Genomic DNA, 25,403 nt, shown 5'->3' on the forward strand with positions numbered 1-25,403 from the left:
TCCGAAGAGGCTATTCTTGCTTCGGTGAGGAAGCTAATTATTTACCGGAAACGGAAGTTCCAGTAGTAATTACGTTACCAGCAGCATCTGTAATTACAGCAGCATCATTAACAGTTACTGTGATTGTGTAAACGTAGCTTGCAGCCAGGTTCAAGTTGCCGGCAGCATCGCCAGTGTAAGCGATGATTTCGTCAGCTTGAATGCCTGCTTCTTTACCATTCTCAACATAGAGGACGGAATTAGAGCTGTAAGTTCCAGCCAGAACCGGTACATTGAGTACCCACTTCGTGCTTGTGCCTACAGTGCCGCCTGTCAGCTTCTCTACATTAGCAGCGGATACTGTTACTCCGTTAACAACAACCTTCAGATCGTTAGCGTCTACTCCTTGAACTGCCTCGGAGAAGGTCAGGATCAATCTGGAAGAGATGTCGGAAGATACAGCGGCAGAGGACAGCGTAGGAGCCACTTTATCTACAAATCCAGTAACGGATTTCACTACCGGAACAATGGTGTTGCCAGCAGCATCTTTAATTCCGTTGATTACCAATTCCTGAGCATCGGAAGAGGTCACAGCGGCAGAAGGAATGAACAACGAAGCTGATACACTTGTCGGATTGCTTGATCCATTGTAGCTAGTTGTGATGTAAGAACCAGCAGGCAGCGCTTTGCCACCAAGAGTATAGTTGTTAACATCACGAACCGTTACAAGGTTAATACCCGTTGCATCGTAAACATCGAACGTTACACGTTGGTCAGCAGCAACTGTTACGGCGTTGCTAATGTTGATAACGGTAGGTTTCTCAGTATCAGCAGAAGTTGTAGTCGAAATAGTTACAGGAAGAACAACTGCTGCGTTAGCGTTCTTAGCCGCTGCTTTATCCTTAACCAGACCAGCTGGCAGACGAAGCGTATAAGAGCCATTAGCCAGACCTGTTACATTCTTAAATGTAACCGTAGCGCCATCAACAGAGTAAGTGCTAGCGGAGACAGTGAATGGATTAGGATAACCGTTAGCATCATTGATCAGGGTAATTCCAGTTCCTTCAACTGTTACGTCTTCGGAGAACTTAACTACCAGACCTGTGCTTCCGTAAGTAGCACTTACTACTGTAGGAGCAACCGAATCTTTACTGAAGCTAATCGCTTGGGAATAAGCACTTGCCAGCGTATTACCCAGGTAGTCACGAACACTCGTTCCAAATACGATAGTGCCAGTGAAGGTACCATTGCTGGAGAACGTGAACGCAGGAGCGGTCAGTGTATAAGTTTTAGCATCAGTTTTGGAAACTACGAATGCGCCTTTGCTTTCGCCGTTAGCGTCCAGCAGACGAATGCTGCCATTCAGGGAAAGTTGATCCATGTTTTTGCTGAATACAACTTTAACTTTGTTCTCGCCGGTAACTGTGATGCTCGATACCGAAGGAGCAACTGTGTCAGATACTACTGTTACAGTTGTTTTAGTTGGGTTAGGCGAGATGTAGTTGCCTGCAAAATCAGCAACGTTCAGCAGGGATACATCATAAGTTTTACCGGATTCCAGTGTACCAGTAGTCAGTACCAGCTCATCCAGTGAATCGCCGGCAGCTACAGTTACGGCAGAACCGTTAACATAAGCGATTGTGCCAGTGGCTTTTACAGGTTCGCTCAGTTTAACGTACACTTTATTGGTTGTTGCTTTAGCTGTTGCGGTTACCGAAACAATAGTTGGAGCCACTGTATCGTTAACATCCAGCAGTCTTGTATAAGCCGGGATTTTCTCGCCAGCGGTAGTCTTAACGGCATCAGTCAATGTAAATGCGTATTGACCTTTAAGATATTCAGTTCCAGCAAGAGTAATAGTAGCATCCGTACCATCGGCTCCAATAACTACATTAGCAATGTTCGGAGTAACGGCAGGTGCGTCACCCAGTTTGGTCAGGCTAATTACGCCGTCAACCAGAGTAGTGTTGCCGTATACTGTTTCAGAAATAGTGTTGGAATCAACTGCGCGATTGAACTTTACAACGACCTGCTTGCTGTTCGGAGCAGTTACGGAAACTACTTGCGGAGCAGCCAGCGTTACTTTAGCTGTGTAGTCATGTTCGTTGTATTTGAAGTTGATTGTTGTTTCAACGCCTGCAACCAGAGGTGTTGTCAAAGTAACTGTAGTCGTCGTTTTGTCAGAGAAAGTTACCAGGACGCTGGTTGGAGTCAGCGCTTCTGCAGATGCCACTACAGGAACAGCGGACAGCGTGCTTACTGCATAAGCTGTTTCAACTACCAAAGAACGAGTTGCGGTGCCTTTGAAGTTGGTGCTTGCAGTGATCAGGCCTTTGTTGATTAAGGCTTGTGCGTAACCTTTAGCCCATGTGGATGCATTGTTGTCGGTAGTAGTAGGAGCTTCCAGTTTCAGAGCGCGGAACAATACTGTTGCCACTTCTTCAACTGTTACTTTACCTTTGTAGTCGAAGATACCTTTTACAGTATCTTTACCTTGCATCAGGTTAGCTGTAGTAACAGCTTCGATGTAAGGAACTGCCCAGTTCTTCGCGTTGTAACCTTTGTCTTTGTAAGACAGTTTGTTAGTTACTTCAGTCAGGTTGAACAGTTTGGTTACGATCTTCGCGAACTCAGCGCGAGTCAGATCTCTTTCCAGATGAGCTTGGCCGTCCGGGTATCCGTTCAGGATGCCTTTAGCTGCCAAAGCGTCGAATTTTTGTTGCGGAGTTGTTGCTGTTTCACCAAATGCTACAGAGGCAAACATCGAGAATGCCATTGCTGTAGACAGTGCTACGGACAAAATTTTCTTCATAACCTTTTTTTCTCCTCCTTGAACATTCATGAACTGAGAATCTTGTTTAGTTGGGTAGCTCATGTCACTCATTAGCCGATGCACCCCCTTTCCCGAGTTGAGCAAATTAAGTATAAATGATGTCTGTGACGGGTATCACAGAAACTGGTAAATAAATTCAAGGCATGACAACACTAGATTCCTAATTCTACCTTAGTATTATACAATGTGCCTAAAGTCACGTAAAGCTAATTTTTCCAATCGGTCTAACTAGCTTTACAGCCATCCAAATTTCCACTGTTCAATGGCTCTACATCTTTAACGCGAGAGTTTCGTAAAAGTTGCGGTTCGCCCAAAAATAATTTAGAAAGTTTATTTCCCGTCTCCTACCAATAGATGAACCATCTGTATGTATTTGTAACGATTGTTAAACTTGGACGGCTACGGCAATCAGTATATCACGGGTTCCGTTCCGTGGTCATTAAGTAATATTTTCTTCTAAAATATTCAAACACTATTTAAGCTCAATCCGATCCAGCTTCTAGATGTTTATTATAGTAAAAAGAGCGCCGAAGCCGGCACCCTAGTCATCACCAAAGTTATCTGATCTTCATGGAAAGCTGGATAAGCTCCTGTCGCTTCTCCGGGCTGGAATTCACGTTATTATACAAGACGTCAATCGCGTCGCGATTCTCCCGATAGGTCTTCTCGTGCTTAATCGTAGAATGGGACCAGTCGATCAGCGCATTTTCCGCAATAACAAGCTCATTGTATGCATCATGGAATCCGGTCGCTTGAACCAGTTCCTCCATGACCTCCTGAGTTATTTCCTGCAGGGCGCGCTTCGCTGTAATCTCCTTTTCCATTACTTTTGCTGTATTCTCAAACTTGTTCTTAGCTTTCATGTAATCGAGCTGAGCTTTTGATAAAATCGGTTTCATCTAGCGTTCTCCTTCTTGCTTGAGTGTGTTCTTACATCTTCTTACGTCATTGTATCGTAAAGTACGCCACATTTCAAAGAATTGTAATTGGAAACTGCATAACAGAAGCCCCCTCCCCAAATCGGGGAACGGGGGCTTCCTTCACTCCGAACGCAGCCGGATAGTCGCAGCTTATAATTTTTTCATTTTGACCATCATGCGCTGAGCCATAACCGCTCCGTCGGCCCGGGTGAATTTCGCCTGCGGGTCAAAGCGGTATGTCACCTTATTCTGTCCGGCTACCAGTTTATTGGCAATACCAGAAACAATGCCCGCCTTGTACACCGCCAAAATGGATGGAATAGAATAAGAAGACTCAATGGAACCCGTGTCCGTGAACAGCTTCAGTAAGGCCGCGCTATCCTTGTCTACGGTACCCAACTTGAGATTCATAGCTCTTGCAATCATTACTGTCGCATCCTCTCGGGATAGCGTGGAATTAGGCGAGAAGAGTCTCGGCGCCGTACCTTTGATAATTCCTTTGCGAACAGCTGTTTCAATATAGCGGTAATCCCAGTGGTAGTCGCTGTATTTCACTACATCAGAGAAAGTTAATTTATCGGGCTCATAGTCCAACTGAGTGCCCATAATCTTGACCAGCATCGTCGCAAATTCTCCACGGGTGATATTTTCATAAACACCGAACTCACTGGAATCCTTTGCATTCATAATCCCTTTAGCCATCATGGTCTCAAGTTCACTGCGCGCGTACGGATGTGAAACAATATCATCGTAGCTGTAGCGGAGATTCATGACTGCATAATAGCCAAAACCGTCAAAGGTTGCAGTAATTGTCTTGCTGCTTGTATTAATCTTTCCGCCCATGTTATACCAGGTGCCGTCAACGTTTTTCCAGACGGAAATGTTTGAGGTGGCAGCATTGGCCAAATTTGAATCATACTTTAACGTAATGGTTCCCTGCTGAGTCGGCTCAAGCCATTTCCCCATGTGACCGAGGTAAAATTCATTCCCAGTCTTGTACGGGTGTGAGGAAATCACGGTATCGTAATCATTAATAGAAGTGTTGGTCACAAAATAGCCCGGATCGATCCAATATAGGTTAGACGCGTAACCGTAATGCAGCTTGGGAGTCAGATAAGTAGTCGCCAACGAATTGGCGCTAACCTCTTTGAGCTTGCCATCTTGAAAATTACCGCTGCTATCGGTTTCCCCCACAGGATTATACTGCTTGACAGTTCGTCCATCCTGCTTATCAGCAATACCCAACAAAATATATTGATCATTAAAGAGATTGATTTGACGTGTATTGGTTGTCCCTGGCGCCGGTGTCGCATCCCGCAGCAGCGTACCTTTCGGGAAGTTAAGCGTTACTGCGTTCTGGAATGCGCTCAGTTTGCCCGATCCATTCAGAGCAGTTTTGAGCTGCGCTCCTTGGAGAACTTCATCTGAATAAGTAACACTGAACGAGCCGTTTGTTTTTTGGGTGCCGGTAGTAATCGTAAACTTAATCGTATTTAGACCTTTTTTCAAGCCCTTTAATTCAGTACGGAAAATATCACGCTCGCCTTTGACCATTGCCGTCTTGCCTATTACAATGCTGTCTGCACCTTCGGCTTGAATGCTGACATCAAGGAAATTCTGCTTAATAACACTTTCATTCGGGAGCTTGGGCGACAAAATGCTGTAGGGCGGTACTTCACGCGTAATTTGCAGCGTCTGAGATACCGTCGAAGTTTGCAGACGTGCGGTTACTGTGATGGTTCTCAGACCGGTTGTCGGAAGACTCTGACCCCGGAGTGTAAATGTTCCGCCCTGATTCGTATTAGGTACTAACAGGTTTACTGTTGAAGGAGCATATGTCCAACTTGAGCCATTCCAATTCGCTACAGCTTTCTGCGCACCATCCACCATAATGATAACCTGATCGGCATTGCTTGTTACAAACTGGATATCAGCGCTTATCTGATTGGTCGTGTATTGAAGATCGGCCGTCTTTACAAACAACTGATCCGGATCGCTTGTCTGATTCAGCGGAAGCGGAACAAGTCCCGCCAGAGATGGTAAATTATCCGGGAACAGATACACGGTTACGCTTGTGGATACCGGCACACCGTTAGCCGTACCAGTAACAGTGATTTTGTTAGGTCCGGAAACGAGTTGGTTGCCGGATGTGCCGAAGCTAAACTTGTTAGCAGAAACATTCATGGGCAGAGTGCTGGTCGACCCGTTAATCGTAATCTTAGCTGATCCCAAATCCCCTGTAGGAAAATTGACCAGTTGTCCTGTTACAGCTGTGAAATCACCACTGTTCTTGAACACCTGATTATTATAAAGATTCGTTAACTCAATGTACGGAGCGGATATATAATTAATTGTAAAAGTCTTGGAATCAACTATTGTACTTCCGCTCTTAAGATCAATATGAAGCGTCTGTTCTCCTGTCGGCAGACCGTTGATTTGATATACTCTGTAGCCATCAGAGGTTACATAGGAATTGGTGCTGAACGCGGAGCTCGTGACCGGGCTTCCATTCTGATAAGTTGTAATTGAAAGGTTACTTAATGTGGTCCCATCGGTCTTGCTGGTCTTAACCAGCAGCCACAGCGGAAGTTGAAACAAACTGGAATTATCACTAAACGCTCCGGAAGACATATAGGTAACGGTGGTTCCACTTACACTAGGACTATAAATCTGCTGTATATCCTTAATATAGGCGGTCGCCGCGTCACGGAAATCGAATTTGACCGGTGTAATGCTTTTGCCGTCATAGGTGCCATTAAAAATGATAGTATATGCGCCGTTGACTGAAAGAGCCGGAACATCGGCAGCCGAGATATAATCAAAGGTAATAAAGCTTCCTGTTGACGATGTCTTTGTTACAGTCGCAGTCGCCCCGGACACCACATCATTACCAGTGGTTGTATTGCGAATGGTATAGGTTAAGGTCGTTAGATTCGGAACACTGGAGCTGTCAGGCACTTTAAACGTAACGGAGCCGCTCAGTTTTCCGCTTGCAGCCGTTACCACATTGCCAGTGTCCACCGCTGCGCTGCCAATCTTCGTATTATGCGGCGTACCCGACCCAACCGGGGCATATATAACATCTCGGGTAACAGAATAGGTTCGTGTGCCTCCATCCGTCGTAGACACAAAGGTCAGCTTGTTAAGCCCCACCGAAAGAGGATAATCAGCGATAACAAAAGTAGTGCTGCCCCCGTTGTACATTTTAGAGGAGTTAATCATTACCTCAGAAGCGTTTGGCGCTTCAAGTGTCAGCGTCAGCCCTGAAGTGTTAACTATGGTCGGTTGACCCTCACTTAGCAGCGTGCCGTCCGGCAGTGCAATATTATAAATTGCCGGTACGTTGGAGAAATTGACAAAGGCCTCGCCGCTGGCAAGACTGCCGTCCGAAGTTACACCGTATATCGTAATGCGGTTAAGTCCTTGGCTCAGCTTGACGTTTGGGAACGTAAAATATTTTTCATTTGTGATATTCGGCTTGACATCTGTGCCGCTCGCACCGGGAACTTCCGTTCCATTCACAATACTGTCTACCTTATAATAGATACTGTCCGGGGATACGCCATTGAATGTACCCTCGACATCAACCTCGCCTGTGTTTACGATTGTCGGAGAGCTTTGACTCGTACTGAACTTGGTAAAGGTAAAATATTGCCCCGCCGCGGCATAAGCCGCTCCTGTTGCCGAAAGAGTCGACAGCAAGATTACAACCGCTAAAATGAAACTGCCCATCGACCTGATTCTGTTTTTCACGTAAGAAACCTCCCACTGCTATTTTAATTTTCGATCCAGGAAGTGACACTTCCGCGCATAGTCCATCCTCTTACTTTTTATCGGCGATTCTCAATCTAATAATTAGCAAATAATTAGCAAAAATAAAAAAACCTCATTCAAATGAATGAGGTCTGTAAAATAATATATTCATAAACCACGCTGCAGTTCCGAAAATCAGGATTTCGATCCCTTCTCCGCGCTCACTTTCATGAACACCCGGGAAAGGAAACTCAACAGCGGTTTTTTGGTTTGCCCAACCAAGCCGATAACCTCGGCGCCGATCTGCAGGACGAAGAGCATGACGCAAATGACTACGAAAGTAACCCAATTCGCTTCATACAGAGCGGATGAAGATTGAATGACGGCCAAAATACCGAAAAAGGCAGCAATTCCGTATATGATAAGCACCGTCTGCCGATGGCTGAATCCAAGCTCGCGGAGACAGTGATGGAGATGACCTTTGTCCGGAGCAAAAATCGGTTTCTTCTGCAGCTTGCGGCGGACAATCGCGAAGAACGTGTCCGAAAGCGGCACACCGATAATAAGCAGCGGAGTAATAAAGGAAACCACAGCAATCTGCTTAAACCCGAGCAGCGCCAGCAGCGCCAGACAGAATCCGAGGAACAGAGAACCCGCGTCACCCATAAAGATCTTGGCTGGATGAAAGTTGAAAAAGAGGAATCCCACAATACAGCCGAGAAGCAACAAGCAAAGCATCGCAACCATTACATTTCCCATCAAAAAGGCCATCGTTGCAATAGTAGCTATAGCAATACCTGAAACGCCGGCAGCCAGCCCGTCCAATCCGTCGATTAAATTAACAGCATTCGTTACGCCGACAATCCAGAAAATCGTAAGCGGTACGGCGATCCAGCTCTCCAGCGAAGAATACGTATTATTGAAAGGAATATTCACAAAGTCCACGGTAATATTAAAGCCGAATACTACGATACAGGCGGCGGCAATTTGACCGAGCAGCTTTATTTTGGCCGATAGCTCAAATTTGTCGTCAAGGCTGCCGAGAAGCACAATAAGTCCGCCGCCGCTAAGCAGCGCCTTAATGAAATTAACATCCCGTGCGGAGAAATCGTAAGGAACAAACGGCGATATGACAAGCAGTCCTAACACAAACGCCAGAAAAATGCCCAGACCTCCAAGGCGCGGCATAATTCTCGTGTGCACTTTGCGGGCATTCGGCACATCCGTCGCCCCTATGGCCAAAGCGAACTTCTTGACTAGAGGCGTCAAGCATAGTGCAAGTCCCATGCAAACGATAAATCCGGCGATGTATATGATTAACATTGGTTCAGTCAACCCCCATTTCTCTACCGCATTGAATTATACTCTGTTCCAAAAACAAATTCCAATTCCGTTTTCAGGCGATTTTTGATATATATTCGGGGAAAAACCGCGTTTTATCTATTATTTGTTACTCTATCTTTCTCCCGTATCACTTTTACTGCGAATTTCGGGAGCGCAAGCATTCTTTTGTACCTCGTTGGTTCTTTGAGAAGACGGTAAAACCATTCCAAACGGAGTTTTTGGAATGCTAGTGGCGCACGCTTCGTTCTGCCGGAAATGACATCAAAGCTTCCACCGACCCCCATCATGACCGGAATTGCCAAACGTGATTTATGCTTCGCAATCCAAGGTTCTTGGGTATCCGCGCCGCGGGCGACAAATAAAAGGTCGGGCTCCGTTTCCAAAATCCCGTTGATGACCTCTTCATCCTCCGCCGGACCGAAAAATCCGTCACGAAATCCGGCGATGATCAATCCCGGATATTGCTTTTGCAGCTTGCTTGCCGTTTCCTGAATCACTTCAGGGGTTGAGCCAAGCAGATACACTCTCCAGTGATAGCTTTCTCCAACTCTCATCAATTCATGTAACAGATCGAACCCGGCCACCCGCTCCTTGACGGGATTCCCGCCGCGTTCGGCCGCCCAAACCACTCCTGTCCCGTCGGGAACAACAAGCTCTGCGGCGGTCATAATATTCATATAATTTGGATTTTCCAAAGCGGTCATTACCATGATCGGATTCGCCGTAATCACCTGATGCGGCGTCCTGGAACGAACGGCTTCAATTAAATAGGAGACGGTTTCCTTCATATCCATTTTGGACACCGGTATACCGAAAATTGTTACCGTAGGCAAAGCGCCTGCGTCTTTCACTATAGATCACCCTTTATGGCGTAAATATTCAATAATTTGCCGAGCGGGAGCTTCCGCTTCGAGGATTAATGAATCAATCAGCGTTTCCTTTTCCCGCCGCCAGACGTCCCCATCCTTTAAGAGCCGGACTATTTCCCCACAGAGGGCTGCACTGTCCAAGGAAGCCGTTGTGCCGACAGGAAGGCAGTTGATACGGTCTAAAAAATGGTCAATCTTCGGATCATAGGATATCCCGATCAGAGGCACGCGGCGTCCTGCGGCGTAAATCAGACTGTGCAGCCGCATTCCGAGCAGTACGCCGCATGCTCCAACTTCCCTCAGCATCTTCTGCGGATGGTCGGCTTCTTCACAAAGGCTCACGGCGCTTCCGGTAGCAGCGATGTCGCCGCCGAGCCTGTCCATACAATACTGCGACGCTTCCGTGTCGGAGGGAAGATGGAACGGCAGAAACCTCAGATGCACCGGAAAGGTTCGGCAGACCTGCCGCAAACCCTCTACGATGGCATCCAGCTCCCGGCGGTCCTTCTCCCAATATCGTACAGAGATGCCGACAACCGGAAGCTCCGGACTTACAGAACTTGAATTAGCGGCAGAGGCCGGTTCAGCATCATGCACTTTGGCAGCTTGTCCCATCAAGGAGCTGTGGGAAGCCATTTCTTCCGGCAGGATTAGACCCATCACAGGATCGGGCACGACCTGCACATCAGACGGGCGAAGCCCCATAGTCATAAGCAGCTGCCTGGATTGTTCGTCACGCACGGATACGTAGGCGCATTTGCGGAATACCGATTTGATCACGGGATGGAACCATCTCCGCTGCACCGGTCCAATTCCTTGCGCATATACGAATGTCGGCTTTCCCATCCATTGGGCCAGCTTGATAATGCCGAGATAATACGGAATGGACTTACCGCTTGTTACATCCTGCAGCAGGCTTCCTCCTCCGCTGATTAGCCCAGCGCTCTCGCCTATGGCGCGGCGAACCTCGGCCAGCTTCATACGGTGCACGGCTTCGACGCCGTAGGTGGCTGAGGTCCATTCGGGATCGATGGACAGCACTACCGGTTCAATGGAAATGCCTGCCGAATCGGACTGGCGCTTCAGAGCATTAAGAATCGATTGAAGCACCGCTTCATCGCCACTGTTGCGGAAGCCGTAGTAACCGGATAACACTATTTTTTGAGCAGGGGCGACCATCGTTTCCAACATCCTTCCGCAATTTGCCACACAATTACCGCAATCACACCCAGGATCAGCCCAAGCCCAAGCCCCAGCAGACCGCGGACAAGCGAAATCAGAACAGGCGAGTGAATATGGGCGAACGTATCCACCATAGATAATTGGCCGATAACGGCGACAATCATGAGATAGGCGGCATTCCGGTATTTAAGAGCCAGGAAGGCGCCAAGTATAAACAATGGATGAGCGAGCAAAAATTCTTTGCTGCGCGGACGAACGCCGAAGGCACTTTCCATGAAGTTTCGGAATGCCAATTCATAAGAGCTGGCGGTGCCGCTGTTGCCGGTGCGGCTCAGATAGTACAGGCCGATTATACCAAGCACCGCAGCTGCAATAACCATCGCCAGCGTGACCGGTGTTCTTAGAAGTTTACCCGTCTTGTTGAGGGCAAACTCACCGCGGTATAGAAGCACATAAACGGCCACCAGCCCGATCGGTGCAATATGCAGCAGACTGACGCCACGGAACTGGTTCAGTACCAGACTGTAAGTAATATTATTCAGCAGCGCGATAACGAATGGCACCGCGCAAAGCGAGATGACAGCCGTCCTTACGTACAGAACAAGACTTTGGAGCAGGCGGCGCTGCGGATTCATGGTTGCGGAGGCAGAACCTGAAAGGTTTCCCGGAGCGGCAGCCTTGCCTTTCCCGTTAGTCGTCAGCTGTGGACCCGACTTATTGATTTTACGGACCGCGAGAACCATAGCTACTGTAGGTGCGCTGATGGCTACCGCTAACGCGAGCGCCTGTTCAAACAGCGTGGGCTTCACCAGCAGCAGTCCCGCGCTTCCGACCAGACCGAGCGCCCAGGCAAGCAGCGTCAGCCAGGGAATGAAGTAGGAAATCGTCAGCGCCACCAATGCCACGGCTCCAATAACGGCGACCAGCTTGAAATACCGTTGGAATGGCGAATCAGCCACATCAAAAGCGGTAGCCTGACCTAAAGTAAAGCCATTGTTCTTAATCTTCTCCACTGCTCCGCCCGGCTCGCTCAGGCTGGTAATCAAGTTCTCCAAAGAATCGTCAATCTGAGCCTTGTCAGTATTTCTCGTCGGTGCGGTATTCAGATAGAGCATGCGAATATTGCGGTCCTTTGTGGCAAGTGCGAAGCGGTCGGCAATCACATCCGGCTTCAGCGTAGAATCGTTCTCGCTCAGCGAATACAGCCGGACCACATTATAATCAAGCATATAGGCGAGCTTGTTGAACCCTTTTTGCTGCTGTTTAAGATTCTCAATGGTCGCTATGCCGATGCCATGCTGTTTTAGCAGCTCAGCGAAGGAATCAAGACTCTTTTTATCCTCATTATCGTTGAATCCTTTGACCGAATCGCCCTCAAACAGGATACGCTTAACATGAAGACTTTCAAAACGTTCGATCAGCTGCTTCATCGCTTCTTCATTATAAGGAAGTGAATCCACAAGACGGGGGACGATTTGAAATCCCTTGTTATACAAATTGGCAAGTGCAGCCTCGTCCGGAGCCATTGGCTTCAGCAGCGCATCCTCCAGCGGAGTCTTTATGATCAAACCCTGCTGTCCGCGAAAGTTCCAGTCTTCCGTCGCAATTCCAAGACTGCCAAACGTACTCTGAATTGTGGGCTTGAGCGCGTCACCATTAGCTTTGCTTGTAAAAAGCACATACGTATAATTTTCGTTCTCCGGTATGACGCTGTCCGTTAAGTTGGCGATATCCTGCGCGCCCCAGAACATAACGCGGCGGGCTTTGCGGTAATCCTCGAGCGTACTTTCATATACAGCCATGCTCTGTACGCCGGCTTCTTTAAGCCGATCCAACTGCTGGGATATGTAGTCCTGCGGATTAGCCCTGTAACTCGCGGCATCCACGAGATCCCGGTAGTCGAACACGATCTCCACTGTCTTGGATGATTTCTCTGTCTGCAGACGGTCGTAGACGACCGGCAAAGCCGCAATCAGGCCAATCACCACGATGATCCATAGCCACTTCCGGGAATTTAAGTTCCAACGCTGCCATTTGTGCTGCACCAAAAGCTCCTCCTCTTTCCATAACGAATCTCCATTACAAAAGACAACCCCACAAAGTGAGGACTTGGCTTCGAAGCCTGCTCAGGTACTTTGCGGGGTCCCCGAAAAAAGAAACGGCTTCGCCCTTCATATGAAAGGGCGGTACCCGTTTCCCGTAAAAGAGATTCAAATCATCCTGTTAATTGCTTCCGCCGTCGACTCTGCCCATAACTTCCCGGGTAAGTGCGGCAATCTTGGACTTGGCATCCTCAAGCGACTCGCCGCGTACGGCAAAATACACCTTGATCTTGGGCTCGGTGCCCGAAGGACGCAGGCAGAACCAGGAGCCGTCGGCGAGCAGATATTTCAGCACATTCTCCTTCGGAAGCCCCTCCAAACCGAGAGAGTAATCCAGCACCTCGCTTACGGTAATGCTCGCGATTTCCTGCGGCGGACTTTGCCGCCAATCGCTCATGATGCCCTGGATTTGGGCAACCCCGTCCTTGCCCTTGAGTGTACGGGATTCCAGGCTTTCGAGGAAGTAACCGAACTGCGCATAAAGCTCCTGCAGCACCTCGTAAAGAGTCTTGCCTTGAGCTTTGTAATAGGCTCCAGCTTCCGCAATCAGCATGGAAGCCAGAACGGCATCCTTGTCGCGGGCATAGTTGCCAGCAAGATATCCATAGCTTTCCTCATAGCCAAACAGATATGTGTAATCGCCCGAGGCTTCGAACTGGGTCATTTTTTCACCTATATATTTGAAGCCCGTCAGCGTGTTAAACACGGTCGCTCCGTAATGGCTGGCGACTGCAGCGCCCATCTCACTGGTTACGATCGTCTTGACTACCGCGCCATTGCTTGGCAGCTTGCCCAGTTCCTGCAGCCGGCTCAGATAGTAGTGGATCATTAACGCGCCGGACTGGTTGCCCGACAGCACAACGAATTTACCCTCATGGTCACGCACAACGGCGCCCATCCGGTCCGCGTCGGGGTCAGTACCGATGAGCAGATCGGCACCCAGTTCCTCACCAAGCTTGATCGCCAGTGTAAAGGCTTCCCGCTCTTCCGGATTCGGCGATTTCACCGTGGAGAATTCGGAATCCGGCTGTTCCTGTTCCGGCACAACAAGCACATCGGTGAAACCGATCTTACTCAGTACGCTGCGAACCGGCAGATTGCCTGTTCCATGCAGCGGCGTATATACGATTTTGAATTTGCTTCCAAGGCCCCCGGCTATTTCCGACCGTCCGACACTGACTGCCGCCACCGTATCGGTGTAAGCCTCGTCTTCCTTCTCGCCCAGCCAATGAAGGAGCCCAGCGGCTTCAGCATCTTCTTTAACGGCACGCTTGACTGCGCTGAAGGAATCTACATTGAATATGTAGGAAATCACCTTCTCGGCTTCATCCGGTACAAGCTGACCGCCTTGAGCATTGTATACTTTGTACCCGTTATATTCCGGAGGATTATGACTCGCCGTAATGACGACACCACCTGTCGCTCCCAAATGGCGCACGCTGAAGGACAGCTGCGGCGTTGAGCGAAGGGAAGGATATAAATAGGCTTCAATACCGTTGCCGGCCAGAACCAGCGCCGTTTCCAGCGCAAACTCCGGGGAGAACCGGCGGGAATCATGAGCAATAACGACAGATGGACGGCCTTCGCCCTTATGCTGTTCCAAGATAAAATTGGCAAAACCCTGAGTCGCTCTTGCTATCGTGTACCGGTTCATCCGGTTGCTGCCTGCGCCGATCACGCCGCGCAAGCCGCCTGTCCCAAATTCCAAATCGCGGTAGAAGCGTTCTTCAAGCTCCTGCGGATCATTGTCCAGTCCGCGAAGTTCCTGCTTGGTGGTCTCGTCTACGGATGGGTCTTGCAGCCAGCGTTCCAAGGTTTCTGCAGCTTTTGGACTCAATTGGGTCATAGAAAATCTCTCCTTCTCAGGTATGATTTAATTAAGCGCAAACATCATTTCGCCTTCGGCCACAACCTTGTCTTCGACTTTGGCAACAGCTTTTCCTTTGCCAATGCTCCCTTTAAGCCGCGTAATCTCCACTTCCAGCTTAAGGGTATCTCCCGGCACAACCTGCCCGCGGAAACGGAAGCCGTCCAAGCCCGCCAAAAAGCCGATCTTGCCGCGGTTGGCTTCTACTCCCAAAATCGCTACTGCCCCAACCTGCGCGAGAGCCTCGGTAATCAGTACACCGGGCATAACGGGGTAACCTGGAAAGTGCCCTATAAAAAAGGGCTCGTTCACCGTGACATTTTTAATGCCTACCGCCCGTTTCCCCATTTCGATTTCGATAATTTTGTCCACCAGCAGGAAAGGGGGACGATGGGGGATAATTTCCTGAATTTGATTGACATCCAGCATGTAGCTTGCTCCTTCCAGTTCGAGAGAAAGGCCTCAAAAAAACAGCCTCCCGCTATAAAGGCACTTTATTCTTGCCGGAGTGCATAAATATAGATGCTTTTGGCAAAAACTATACTTATCCTTCACCGGCTGCAGAAGTGGAGGTTGAGATAAGGGGCTTCTCCCGCTGCAAAGCGGAGAGGGCCCTTTTTGATCTCGAAAGCCCCCCATCATTATACATTTTCCAGTATAAAAAAGAAAACTCCCTCATACAAGGGAGTTTCGCATAGCAGTTCTTGCGCCATCATGGTGCAAAGACCAAATCGTATATATGCTTCCATGTGCTCCAATGAAGCACATCGCTCAGTTCCTTTTTGCCAAGGACGACGTAGCCGACCGTCAGACCGCCGCCAAGAGCAAGCAGCAGCAGCAAAGGAATCAGAAACCATTGAACGACCGTCCATTTCGATCGTTTGCGCTTTATCGGCACGTTATCTTCGGTCAGTTGTTCTTGTTTCAAACGATCTTCTTTCTGACGGCTCATTGCTTCACCTACCCGCGCATGTTATTTGCTAATCCAAGCATTTGATCGCTTGAGGAAAAAGCCCGGGCGACAAGCTGATACGTCCGCTGAATCTGCATCATCTCCGTCATTTCCTTGTTCAGATCGACATTGGACTGCTCAAGCCAGCCGGATCGCACGGCCGCTCCGCCGCTCTGGCCCGCCGCCCGCTGCACGAAGGCTTGTCCAGCCGTCACACCGTCTGCAAGGACAAATCTTCCACCGTCAACTGCCTGGAGCACCTCGCTGTTCCTCGGTTCCACAAGCATCAGCCGGCCCGCGACCGTCGCCTGGTCGTTCTCATTCCTCTTCATTAGAACGGCTCCCGTCTCGTCAAAGGCTACGCTCACTCCAACCGGTACCGTCAGCGGGTTGCCTTGCGCGTTCAGCACCGGATTGTTCTCATTGTCCACCAAAATCATATTACCTTGATTGGCGGCATCAGGGGTGAAATGAAAATCGCCCTGACGCGTAAAGGAAGTGACGCCGTTAACCTGTACAGCGAATAATCCGCTGCCCTGCAGCGCCAAATCGCTGGCATTGCCGGTCTCCTTAAGCGCTCCCTGTTCCCAACTGGTAGTAACTTGGGGAATCCGCATGCCATAGCCGATATCAAAGCCCAAGGGCATGCTGCGCCCCTCAAGCTTGTATTCCTGCGACTGCTGCTGCACCCGGGTGAGCACGTCTTCAAAGGCCCCGTCTTTACTCTTGTAGCCTGCCGTATTGATATTGGCAATATTATCGGCGATAAGATCAAGGCGCTGCTGGAGACTGGCCATCGAGACGGCCGCGCCGATTGTCGAATTGTTCATCGGTCACCTCTCCTATACTCTGCCGACATCATTTACAGCCTTTTGCAAGCTGTTGTCATAGAACTGGATCACCTTCTGGTTGGCTTCGTACGCCCGGTAAGCCGCGTTCAAATCGACGGTAACCTGCGTCGCATCCACATTGGAGCCTTCAATATATCCCTGGCGGACCTGCATATTATCTGCGGCAGCCGCATACCGGATTCCCGCCGCCTGCGCATCGTCTACGTGAAATACACCGTTGCCGTCGCGCACCAGGTTCTGCGGCTTGGTCACAATGCTGACTCCGAGACGGACGCCGGTTGTGGCGCCTGTTGCATCAAGAAGATTGCCTTCCGCGTCAACCTTGAGACTATCCACCGTACCGTTTAACACTACCGGTCTGCCATCGGCGCCAAGCACCCTGTATCCTCCGGAACTCAGCAGTTCACCGGCAGGACTTACATTAAAGCCGCCGTTTCGAGTATAAAGCGTATTGCCATCATTGTCCTGAACCGTGAAAAAAGCCTGCGGCTGGTAAATAATCTCGCCAGTATCGCTTATATACTTGCCCGATGCGTCAAAGGGTATGTTACCGCCCGTGGCGGGATCCGCCAGACGCAAGTCCGCCGACAGCGCAAAGTCGGTAGACTTGCCGCTTTCGACCAAATCGCCTTGCAGAAATTTGGACATGGACTGCTCGGCGAATACCCCCGTGTTCATTCTGCCAATCGGCTTCACAATCCCGCCCTGCATGGCGGAGATCAGCACATTCGGAAACGAATGGCTGATGCTTTCGACCTGCTTGTACCCCGTCGTATTCAGATTGGCGATATTTTGCGTTGCCGTGTCATGTCTGCGCTGCTCTGTGACCATACCGGCAGCGGCCGTATATAAACCTCTTATCATAAAGGCGTTTCCCCTTCCTAAACCGCAGAAGTCTGAGCTCCAACTTACAAACCTTTACTTATATATCGGCTGCTCAGAACTTTTTCTTAACCACCTTGTCCAAATGATCCAGCAAGATGCCCGTTCCCTTCACAACGCAGTGCATCGGGTCTTCCGCCACCCATACCGGTACATGCAGTTCTTCGGAGAGCAGCTCGCTCAGTCCGCTCAGCAGCGCTCCTCCTCCGGTCAGCACGACGCCACGGTCAATGATATCGGCGGACAGCTCCGGAGGCGTCCGTTCCAAAACCGTCTTCGCTGCGGCCACAATGGACGACACCGGGTCCCAAAGCGCCTCCCGCGCTTCGACCGAGGTGATTGTCAGGGTCTGCGGAAGCCCGCTTACCATATCACGGCCGCGAATATCCATCTCGGCTTGTATGCCGCCCGGACGCACATTCCCGATGGTCAGCTTGATATCTTCAGCCGTCCGTTCACCGATGAGCAGTTTATATTTCTGCTTGATATATTTTAAAATGGATTCGTCGAACTTGTCCCCCGCCACTTTGATGGAGGAGGCGGTAACGACGTCGCCCATGGACAATACGGCTACATCCGTCGTTCCGCCGCCGATGTCGACGACCATATTTCCGCTAGGTTGATAAATATCCATACCCGCTCCGATTGCCGCGGCCTTCGGCTCCTCTTCCATGAAGACTTCCTTCGCCCCGCTGCGCTCCGCCGCTTCACGGATCGATTTCTGCTCGACAGAGGTAATATTCGTAGGGGCGCAGATCAAAATGCGCGGACGCGCATACCAGGAGCGGCCTCCGACGCGGTCGATGAAATATTTAAGCATCGTCTCCGTAATTTCAAAATCGGCGATAACGCCGTCCCGGAGCGGACGAATCGTTGAGATGTTTCCGGGGGTGCGGCCGACCATTCGGCGCGCCTGTTCTCCCACCGCAAGGACCTTCTTCGTGTCGGTTTCAAGCGTGACCACTGAAGGTTCATCCAGAACGACTCCTTTTCCTTTAACATGAATAAGCACATTGGCTGTGCCGAGATCGATTCCGATGTCCTTGCTAAGCATAATGAAAGAGCCCCCAAAGTATTATTTTAGATGAGAGAGAATGAGTTAGTACCAAATTTAAAATTACCATACTTTAGGGGAGGAGTTCAATGAAATTTTATGGTTTGATCGCTACGGCCACCTCCCGCTTCTTCCCCGTGTTTTTCTTATATTTGATTTTTGTGGCCTCGCCCCCCCGGAGATGACGGATGGATTTGTGGTATTCAAGAATGTGCTTCACCTGATCGGCCAGATCAGGATTGATTTCCGGCAACCGCTCGGTCAGATCTTTATGCACCGTGCTTTTGGAAACGCCGAATTCTTTGGCTATGGTCCGGACCGTATGCCTGGTTTCCACGATGCAGCGTCCGATTTTAATCGTACGTTCCTTGATATAATCGTGCACGCTCCCGCCTCCCAACTGTGGATAGTTTGGTACATTATATGAGTGGCGGGCCTATATATTCGCGCTTTAACGGGATGACAAGCCGGGGCAGGCTCATTTTATTTGCGGGACAACCGTAAAATAGCCCTAGAAAGCGGGGGACTATGCTCCTATGCCGGAAGACGCAGCACGAAAAAGCAGGAGGACGAGCGTCCCCCTGCCTTACGTTTCTTATATTATTTTTGCGATTGTTGTGGAAGCAGTTCCGAAGGATTGACGACCTTACCGTCCTGGTACACCTCAAAATGCAGGTGGTTGCCCAGATCCTTCTCGATTTCATTGCGTCCGGCAGAGGCAAGCGTGTCGCCCTGCTTCACCTGGTCGCCCTGCTTCACTTTGGCTTCACCGAGACTTTGGTAGACCGTCTTCAGGCTGCCTTGGGTCACTTCGACCACTGTGCCGAGCGTAGCCACGTCTTCGACCCGGGTCACTTCGCCGCTGATGGCGGCCTTGACGTCAAATGTTTTCTTGTCTTCGCGAGCAAGATCGATGCCGGTATTGGGCGTATAGGTATCGCCGTTCTGCACCATAGCCTCGATGTGGTTCTGCTCGGTCCCATTCTCGTCATAGTACGGCTTAACCACTTGCACGTCGCTTGGGTTGGCCACCGGCCAAGCCAGGCTCTCCGCAGAAGCGGTAACCTGCAGCGCATTCGGTTCTTTTCCTGCATCCAAAGCCCCGGCTGTATCGCCGGAAGCTCCGACATCCTCAGAAACAACGGCGGCGGTGTCTGTCGAAAGCGGCTTTTGGCCGGCATCCTGATAGACCCACACCAAGGTTAGTATAATTGCCGCTGCCGCTGTGTAGACTGCCGGAAATACCCAACGTTTAGAGAACAGTTTGTTCAATGAAGAAGGCTGGCTGCCGGTTTCTCCCTGTTTGGTTTTGAGAGAATCTTCATTGGACGGTTTGTTTTGGTTTTGTTCATTCATTTGCTATCACCTCAGTAACCAGTGTTGCCGGGCGATTCGCTTTTATACGTTTCTTTCACTTTATTTTTTCAAAAGAGTTGAGACTTGCGTAAACGATATTCCGCTGTAATAGTGTTTGAGAATCTGCGTTGCCGTGCTGCCCGTCTTCGCCATTCCGTTCGCTCCCCATTGGCTCATGCCGACGCCGTGACCGCTGCCGTAGGTTGTAATGGCGATCCGCCCGCTGCCCATCGTCCAAGTGAACTGGCTGGAGCGCAGCCCGAGCTTCTCCCGCACTTCACGTCCCGTGAACACCTTTCCATCAATCGAAATCTCTTTAACCCGGTGGCCTGCGGTAACCGAAAGCACCTCTATTCGCGGCTCGCCTATGGAGGTATGCTCCGCGGAGAGCGGCATGACCTTCTCCGCCGTAACGCCCGAAGGGGAGAACACTTTCTGCGCACCCGATCCAGAGTCACCCTCGATTCCAAGCTTCTCTCTCAACTCGGATACGCTGAAGGTAGCGGTAACCTTAAGACCCGGCGTTACTTCCTGGTCCCAAGGACTCGCCACGCTGCGTAAGTAAGGCACAGCGGCCTTCCAATAATCCTCCGAGTTCTCCGTATACCCTCCGCTCGAGGCGAAAAAAGAAGCCGTAATCGGCTCTCCCCTGTACGTCATCACGATGCCGCTCGTCTCCAAGGCCGCGCGGCGGAGCTTGGCCAGGTCGGCGCTGCGGCCGGCTTTCGCCCAGTCCCGCTGCAGCACGGCCGACGAGACGTAAGCCTGATGGCTTACGGTGTCGGTCACATCCGCAGCTGCAGCGGGAACACCGCTTCTGTCGCCGGCCCGCAGGCGGCGGACGATAAAGGTACGGGCCGCGACGGCCTGCGCTTTGAGCGCTTCGAGCTCAAAGTCAGCCGGCATTTCGGCCGCGATCACGCCGGTGACGTAGTCCTCCAGCGGCAGGGTCTCGATTTGCCTAGTATGCGACAAATACACGGACACTTTCGGCTGCGGGGCTTCCGCCACAGCCGGTTCCCGCGCCGCCGGGGCGGCCGTGCGCTGCGGCGCATCCGGCGCGACCGGCACTGCCGGCGTTGCCGCCGGGTCGTGCTGCCGCTGGTGCACGACCGCCAGGGGCAGCAGCAGCGCCGCCAGCAGCGGCGCGGCCAGCCAGGCGGCGGGCACAAGCCGCCCGGTCCACACGCGGGCCGAAAGCATTCGTTTCCGGCGCGCGGGTCTCCACCGCGCCGCTTTGCGGCGCCAAAGGCGGAAATCTTTCATCTCTTCCGTCTCCCTTCTCGTTTGTCCTCATACTTAATATTATGAGTCTCGGACAATTGCTAGAACGAAGCATTCGAGAGAAGGAAGAGTTATATCCGTAACGAAAGACTCAACAATGGTCTAATCAAAATAAAGAGACCCGGCCGCACGGACAGGTCTTTTCCCATTGCAATCTTCAATTTATTTTGTCAGAGAGTTATACCCAAGTCGGTTGAATCTGAAACCGGGGCTTCGTCTCCTCGCTCTTAGGATTGGCGTTCTTGGCTGTTTCCGGCTTGAGCAATTCTTCTTTGGCCGCTTCCACTGAGCTTTCATCCAGCGTAACGCGCCAAATGTCCGCACCCAGCCCAGACAGCTTCTCTGCCAGATGCACATAGCCGCGGTCGATATGATGCGTGCCTCCCACTTCCGTCGTTCCTTCAGCGACCAGACCGGCCAGAATCAGCGCCGCTCCCGCGCGCAGGTCCGTTGCGCAGACCTTCGCTCCCATCAAGCGGGCATTGCCAGTAACGATGGCGGAACGCCCTTCGATCTTGATTTCCGCGTTCATGTGCTGGAATTCGTCCACATGCATGAAGCGATTCTCAAAGACCGTCTCCGTAATCACGCTCGTTCCTTCCGAACGAAGCAGCAGCGCCATCATCTGGGACTGCATGTCGGTAGGAAAGCCCGGATAAGGCAAAGTCTTCATATCAACAGCCTTTAGCGGCTTGTCGCCGATGACACGGACGCCGTTCTCATCCGGAATAATCGTTACGCCCATCTCTTCCATCTTGGCAATAACCGGTCCGAGGTGATCGGCAATGGCGCCTTCCACGTACACATCACCGCCGGTAATTGCAGCAGCCACCATGTATGTGCCCGCTTCGATCCGGTCCGGAATCACATGATGTCTTACACCGTGCAGACGCTCTACCCCTTCAATACGGATAACACCAGTGCCCGCACCGCGAACGACAGCGCCCATACTGTTCAGGTAATTGGCCAAATCGACAATCTCCGGTTCCTTGGCGGCATTCTCTATCGTCGTCACGCCTTCGGCCAAAGTTGCAGCCATCATGATATTCTCAGTTGCGCCTACGCTGGCAACATCCAGATAGATCTTGGCTCCGCGCAGCCGGCCATTGCTCTTCGCTTCGATATAGCCCTGTCCCAAGCTGATCTCGGCGCCAAGCGCTTCGAATCCCTTCAGATGCTGATCAATAGGACGCGTTCCGATTGCGCAGCCGCCGGGCAGAGAAATGCGTGTATGGCCTAACCGGGATAAAAGAGGTCCCATTACCAAAAAAGAAGCCCGCATTTTGCGCACCCACTCGTAGGGCGCTTCACAAGTCGAGAGCTTTCGGGCATCGACTTGAATAATATCGTTCTGATATGTAACTCCGGCCCCCAGAGATTCCAATACTTTACTGATCGTTAATACATCATCTAGCGGAGGTGCGTCAACAATAACGCTGTCCCCTTCTTCTGCCAATAGAGAGGCGGCTATGATCGGTAGTACGGAATTTTTCGCGCCGCTTACTTTTACGCTCCCGGTCAATCTTTTGCCACCGCGGACGATAAATTTACTCATTTTTCGTTTCCCTCCGCGTCCATTATTTTCTCTGACATTGATATCATTCTCCATATCCTTGCTTGTTTGAGTACAATTGGATTTAATAGTCAACTTGTAGAATACTTCGATTCCGCTTCTTGGCCCCGGATTAGCGTGGGACGCTTCTTTAGATTAAGTTTTAACATAAAAAAATGTTATTATGCGGACCGCCTGTTTAATAAAGCATATGGCGGATTTGGGCGCTGTATCCCAAATAATCCAGCAGAAAACCCGCTACAAAATGTCCCAGTACGATAGCCAGGAGCAAATGAAGCAGCCGCCCTTGCGGGCTCTTGGGATATCTTATGATCAAATCCAGCTTAAGGTTCTGCAAGGCCCACCAGGATAATGCAACACACAATAGCGACACAACCATCGACATCAAACCGCTAATCCCTATAGAGCCGGTAAGTTCTGCTGTCATGATTTCATCCATCCTAAACCCCCAACCTATTCTTGCTCGGAAATCGACTCTTACATCATACTTGCGTAATGAAAAAGAATCCAGTCCTTTTACGATTTTTTTAGCTAAAAGTCTTCAAGAAAACGCTCTTATTCTCAATGTCCACTCAGAAATTACAAAATGACATCACTTGTTAAATTATTGTCATCTTATATTACTGGGGTTTAAAGCAAAAAAGCAGCCCGGCTCAAGGCCAGACTGCTTCTCATGTTATTATTGTCCTTTTTTGGTGGACACTTTAATCCGTGTAACCGCACGCTGCAATGCAAGCTCAGCGCGGCGATGGTCAATCTCGTCCTGCTTGCCTCGGGACTGCAAACGCCGCTGTGCGCGTTCTTTGGCCGCCTCGGCGCGTTCAAGATCGATATCGCTGGGCAGCTCGGCGCTCTCAGCCAGCACGGTCACTTTATTCTTATGCACTTCAATAAAACCGCCATGCACGGCGACTGTTGTCGCACCGTTGTCCGATTTGATGATCATCGGCGCAACCTGAAGCGGAGTTACAAGCGGAATATGTCCCGGCAAAATGCCCAGATCGCCTTCTGCCCCCCGTACGGTCAAGCTGTGAACCTGCTTGGCATATACGAGGTGATCCGGCGTGACAATCTCCAACAAAAAGGTGCTCACTGCGAATTCCTCCTTAAAGCTTCAGGTTACAACGTTTTCGCCTTTTCAACAGCTTCCTCGATCGTGCCTACGTAAAGGAATGCCGCTTCCGGAAGATCGTCATGCTTGCCTTCCAGAATTTCCTTGAAGCTGCGGACCGTTTCCTTAATCGGTACATATGCACCTTTGAAGCCGGTAAACTGCTCCGCTACATGGAAAGGCTGCGACAAGAAGCGTTCCACCTTACGGGCGCGGGCCACGATCAGCTTATCTTCCTCGCTCAGCTCATCCATACCGAGGATGGCGATAATATCCTGAAGCTCGGTATAGCGCTGCAGCAGTTGCTTAACACCCTGAGCCACAACGTAATGCTCTTCGCCAACGATTTCTGGAGACAACATCCGCGAGCTGGATGCCAGCGGGTCCACTGCCGGGAAAATACCTTTTTCGGAGATTTTACGCTCCAGGTTCGTCGTCGCGTCCAAATGGGCAAACGCCGTTGCCGGAGCGGGGTCAGTATAGTCATCCGCCGGCACGTAGATTGCTTGAATGGAAGTAACGGAGCCTTTTTTGGTGGAAGTGATCCGTTCCTGCAATTGGCCCATTTCCGTTGCCAGTGTAGGCTGGTAACCTACTGCCGACGGCATGCGGCCCAGCAGGGCGGATACTTCGGAGCCCGCTTGCGTGAAGCGGAAAATGTTATCGATAAAGAGCAGCGTGTCGCGGCCTTCCACATCGCGGAAATATTCCGCCATCGTCAGACCTGTCAGCGCAACGCGCAGACGCGCGCCCGGCGGTTCGTTCATCTGTCCGAACACCATCGCCGTCTTCTTGATAACGCCGGAATCCGTCATTTCATGGTACAGGTCATTACCTTCGCGTGTACGCTCGCCAACGCCAGCAAATACGGAAATACCGCCATGCTCCTGAGCGATGTTGTTGATCAGTTCCTGAATCGTTACCGTTTTACCAACACCCGCGCCGCCAAACAGGCCGATTTTACCACCCTTGGCATAAGGGGCGAGCAGGTCGATAACCTTGATTCCGGTTTCCAGAATTTCCGCTTGCGTCGACAGCTCGTCGAACGTTGGCGCGATCCGGTGGATCGGGTTCTTTTGCGAAGCGGCAATTTCTGCCCCGTTGTCAATCGTATTGCCCAGCACGTTAAATACCCGGCCAAGTGTTACATCTCCGACAGGAACCGAAATTGGGGCTCCTTGGTCTACCGCATCCAAGCCGCGAACAAGTCCGTCCGTCGAGGACATGGCAATACAGCGCACCAGATTGTCGCCGAGATGATTGGATACTTCAAGTGTCAGCTCGTTCTGGCGTCCTTGTCCTGCGTCGGCGCCGATCTTGATCGCATTGAAGATTTCGGGCAGTTGGCCGCGTTCAAATTCAATATCGACAACCGGACCCATAATGCTTACTACGCGTCCTACGTTCATCTATGTTTCCCTCCTTGAAAACTGTTACCCAAGAAGAAACGGCTGCGCCGTCCTATATAGGGCGGTTCCGTCTCTCTTAAAA

20 protein-coding genes are annotated in these 25,403 nt (G+C 50.6%); all 20 read right to left on the reverse strand.

Going from position 1 to position 25,403, the window contains the following annotated elements; all coding sequences use genetic code 11:
• Positions 1 to 37: 37 nt before the first annotated feature.
• Positions 38 to 2,863, reverse strand: coding sequence for an Ig-like domain-containing domain (locus tag KP014_RS00945; RefSeq protein WP_051500411.1), 2,826 nt, complete (start codon positions 2,861 to 2,863; stop codon positions 38 to 40).
• A 506-nt stretch (positions 2,864 to 3,369) separates the two neighbouring features.
• The gene (locus KP014_RS00950; RefSeq protein WP_036600092.1) at positions 3,370 to 3,711 is read right to left on the reverse strand and encodes a hypothetical protein; all 342 of its coding nucleotides are present in this window, start codon (positions 3,709 to 3,711) and stop codon (positions 3,370 to 3,372) included.
• Positions 3,712 to 3,882: 171 nt separating this feature from the next.
• A complete protein-coding gene (locus KP014_RS00955; protein ID WP_063619520.1) occupies positions 3,883 to 7,485 on the reverse strand; it encodes an S-layer homology domain-containing protein in 3,603 nt (1,200 codons plus the stop codon).
• Positions 7,486 to 7,680: 195 nt separating this feature from the next.
• Positions 7,681 to 8,808 carry a glycosyltransferase family 4 protein gene (locus KP014_RS00960; protein WP_036600087.1) on the reverse strand — a complete coding sequence of 376 codons (1,128 nt, stop codon included), beginning with the start codon at positions 8,806 to 8,808 and terminating at the stop codon, positions 7,681 to 7,683.
• 113 nt (positions 8,809 to 8,921) lie between these two features.
• Positions 8,922 to 9,623, reverse strand: a complete 702-nt coding sequence (locus tag KP014_RS00965) for a WecB/TagA/CpsF family glycosyltransferase (protein ID WP_090833885.1) — start codon at positions 9,621 to 9,623, stop codon at positions 8,922 to 8,924.
• 63 nt (positions 9,624 to 9,686) lie between these two features.
• Positions 9,687 to 10,877 carry a polysaccharide pyruvyl transferase CsaB gene (gene csaB, locus KP014_RS00970; RefSeq protein ID WP_036600084.1) on the reverse strand — a complete coding sequence of 397 codons (1,191 nt, stop codon included), beginning with the start codon at positions 10,875 to 10,877 and terminating at the stop codon, positions 9,687 to 9,689.
• On the reverse strand, positions 10,853 to 12,925 hold the full coding sequence (locus KP014_RS00975; RefSeq protein WP_090833808.1) for a DUF5693 family protein: 2,073 nt from the start codon (positions 12,923 to 12,925) through the stop codon (positions 10,853 to 10,855). Before KP014_RS00975 ends, csaB begins: the two co-directional genes overlap by 25 nt.
• Positions 12,926 to 13,103: 178 nt before the next feature.
• Positions 13,104 to 14,828: a phospho-sugar mutase gene (locus KP014_RS00980; protein WP_036598730.1), complete on the reverse strand. Its 1,725-nt coding sequence runs from the start codon at positions 14,826 to 14,828 to the stop codon at positions 13,104 to 13,106.
• Between the two features lie 27 nt (positions 14,829 to 14,855).
• Positions 14,856 to 15,278 (reverse strand): 3-hydroxyacyl-ACP dehydratase FabZ, encoded by a 423-nt coding sequence (fabZ, locus tag KP014_RS00985; RefSeq protein WP_036598731.1) that lies wholly within the window; start codon positions 15,276 to 15,278, stop codon positions 14,856 to 14,858.
• Between the two features lie 283 nt (positions 15,279 to 15,561).
• On the reverse strand, positions 15,562 to 15,801 hold the full coding sequence (locus KP014_RS00990) for a DNA-directed RNA polymerase subunit beta (RefSeq protein WP_063619515.1): 240 nt from the start codon (positions 15,799 to 15,801) through the stop codon (positions 15,562 to 15,564).
• A gap of 8 nt (positions 15,802 to 15,809) precedes the next feature.
• The gene (locus KP014_RS00995) at positions 15,810 to 16,631 is read right to left on the reverse strand and encodes a flagellar hook-basal body protein (protein WP_036598734.1); all 822 of its coding nucleotides are present in this window, start codon (positions 16,629 to 16,631) and stop codon (positions 15,810 to 15,812) included.
• A gap of 12 nt (positions 16,632 to 16,643) precedes the next feature.
• On the reverse strand, positions 16,644 to 17,516 hold the full coding sequence (locus tag KP014_RS01000; protein WP_036598736.1) for a flagellar hook-basal body protein: 873 nt from the start codon (positions 17,514 to 17,516) through the stop codon (positions 16,644 to 16,646).
• Positions 17,517 to 17,589: 73 nt separating this feature from the next.
• Positions 17,590 to 18,588 carry a rod shape-determining protein MreB gene (gene mreB / locus KP014_RS01005; RefSeq protein WP_175491782.1) on the reverse strand — a complete coding sequence of 333 codons (999 nt, stop codon included), beginning with the start codon at positions 18,586 to 18,588 and terminating at the stop codon, positions 17,590 to 17,592.
• 97 nt (positions 18,589 to 18,685) lie between these two features.
• Positions 18,686 to 18,973 carry a sporulation transcriptional regulator SpoIIID gene (spoIIID, locus tag KP014_RS01010; protein WP_025692425.1) on the reverse strand — a complete coding sequence of 96 codons (288 nt, stop codon included), beginning with the start codon at positions 18,971 to 18,973 and terminating at the stop codon, positions 18,686 to 18,688.
• Positions 18,974 to 19,188: 215 nt separating this feature from the next.
• Positions 19,189 to 19,944 carry a M23 family metallopeptidase gene (locus tag KP014_RS01015; protein WP_036595255.1) on the reverse strand — a complete coding sequence of 252 codons (756 nt, stop codon included), beginning with the start codon at positions 19,942 to 19,944 and terminating at the stop codon, positions 19,189 to 19,191.
• 60 nt (positions 19,945 to 20,004) lie between these two features.
• On the reverse strand, positions 20,005 to 21,210 hold the full coding sequence (gene spoIID, locus KP014_RS01020; protein WP_090833810.1) for a stage II sporulation protein D: 1,206 nt from the start codon (positions 21,208 to 21,210) through the stop codon (positions 20,005 to 20,007).
• Positions 21,211 to 21,406: 196 nt separating this feature from the next.
• Positions 21,407 to 22,783: a UDP-N-acetylglucosamine 1-carboxyvinyltransferase gene (gene murA, locus KP014_RS01025; RefSeq protein WP_036600431.1), complete on the reverse strand. Its 1,377-nt coding sequence runs from the start codon at positions 22,781 to 22,783 to the stop codon at positions 21,407 to 21,409.
• A 196-nt stretch (positions 22,784 to 22,979) separates the two neighbouring features.
• A complete protein-coding gene (locus KP014_RS01030; protein ID WP_036600459.1) occupies positions 22,980 to 23,228 on the reverse strand; it encodes a DUF1146 family protein in 249 nt (82 codons plus the stop codon).
• A gap of 252 nt (positions 23,229 to 23,480) precedes the next feature.
• Positions 23,481 to 23,894, reverse strand: coding sequence for a F0F1 ATP synthase subunit epsilon (locus KP014_RS01035; RefSeq protein ID WP_036600434.1), 414 nt, complete (start codon positions 23,892 to 23,894; stop codon positions 23,481 to 23,483).
• A gap of 26 nt (positions 23,895 to 23,920) precedes the next feature.
• Positions 23,921 to 25,321, reverse strand: coding sequence for a F0F1 ATP synthase subunit beta (atpD, locus tag KP014_RS01040; protein ID WP_036600437.1), 1,401 nt, complete (start codon positions 25,319 to 25,321; stop codon positions 23,921 to 23,923).
• Positions 25,322 to 25,403 lie beyond the last annotated feature (82 nt).

The organism is Paenibacillus sophorae (assembly GCF_018966525.1).
Classification (GTDB): domain Bacteria; phylum Bacillota; class Bacilli; order Paenibacillales; family Paenibacillaceae; genus Paenibacillus_AQ; species Paenibacillus_AQ sophorae.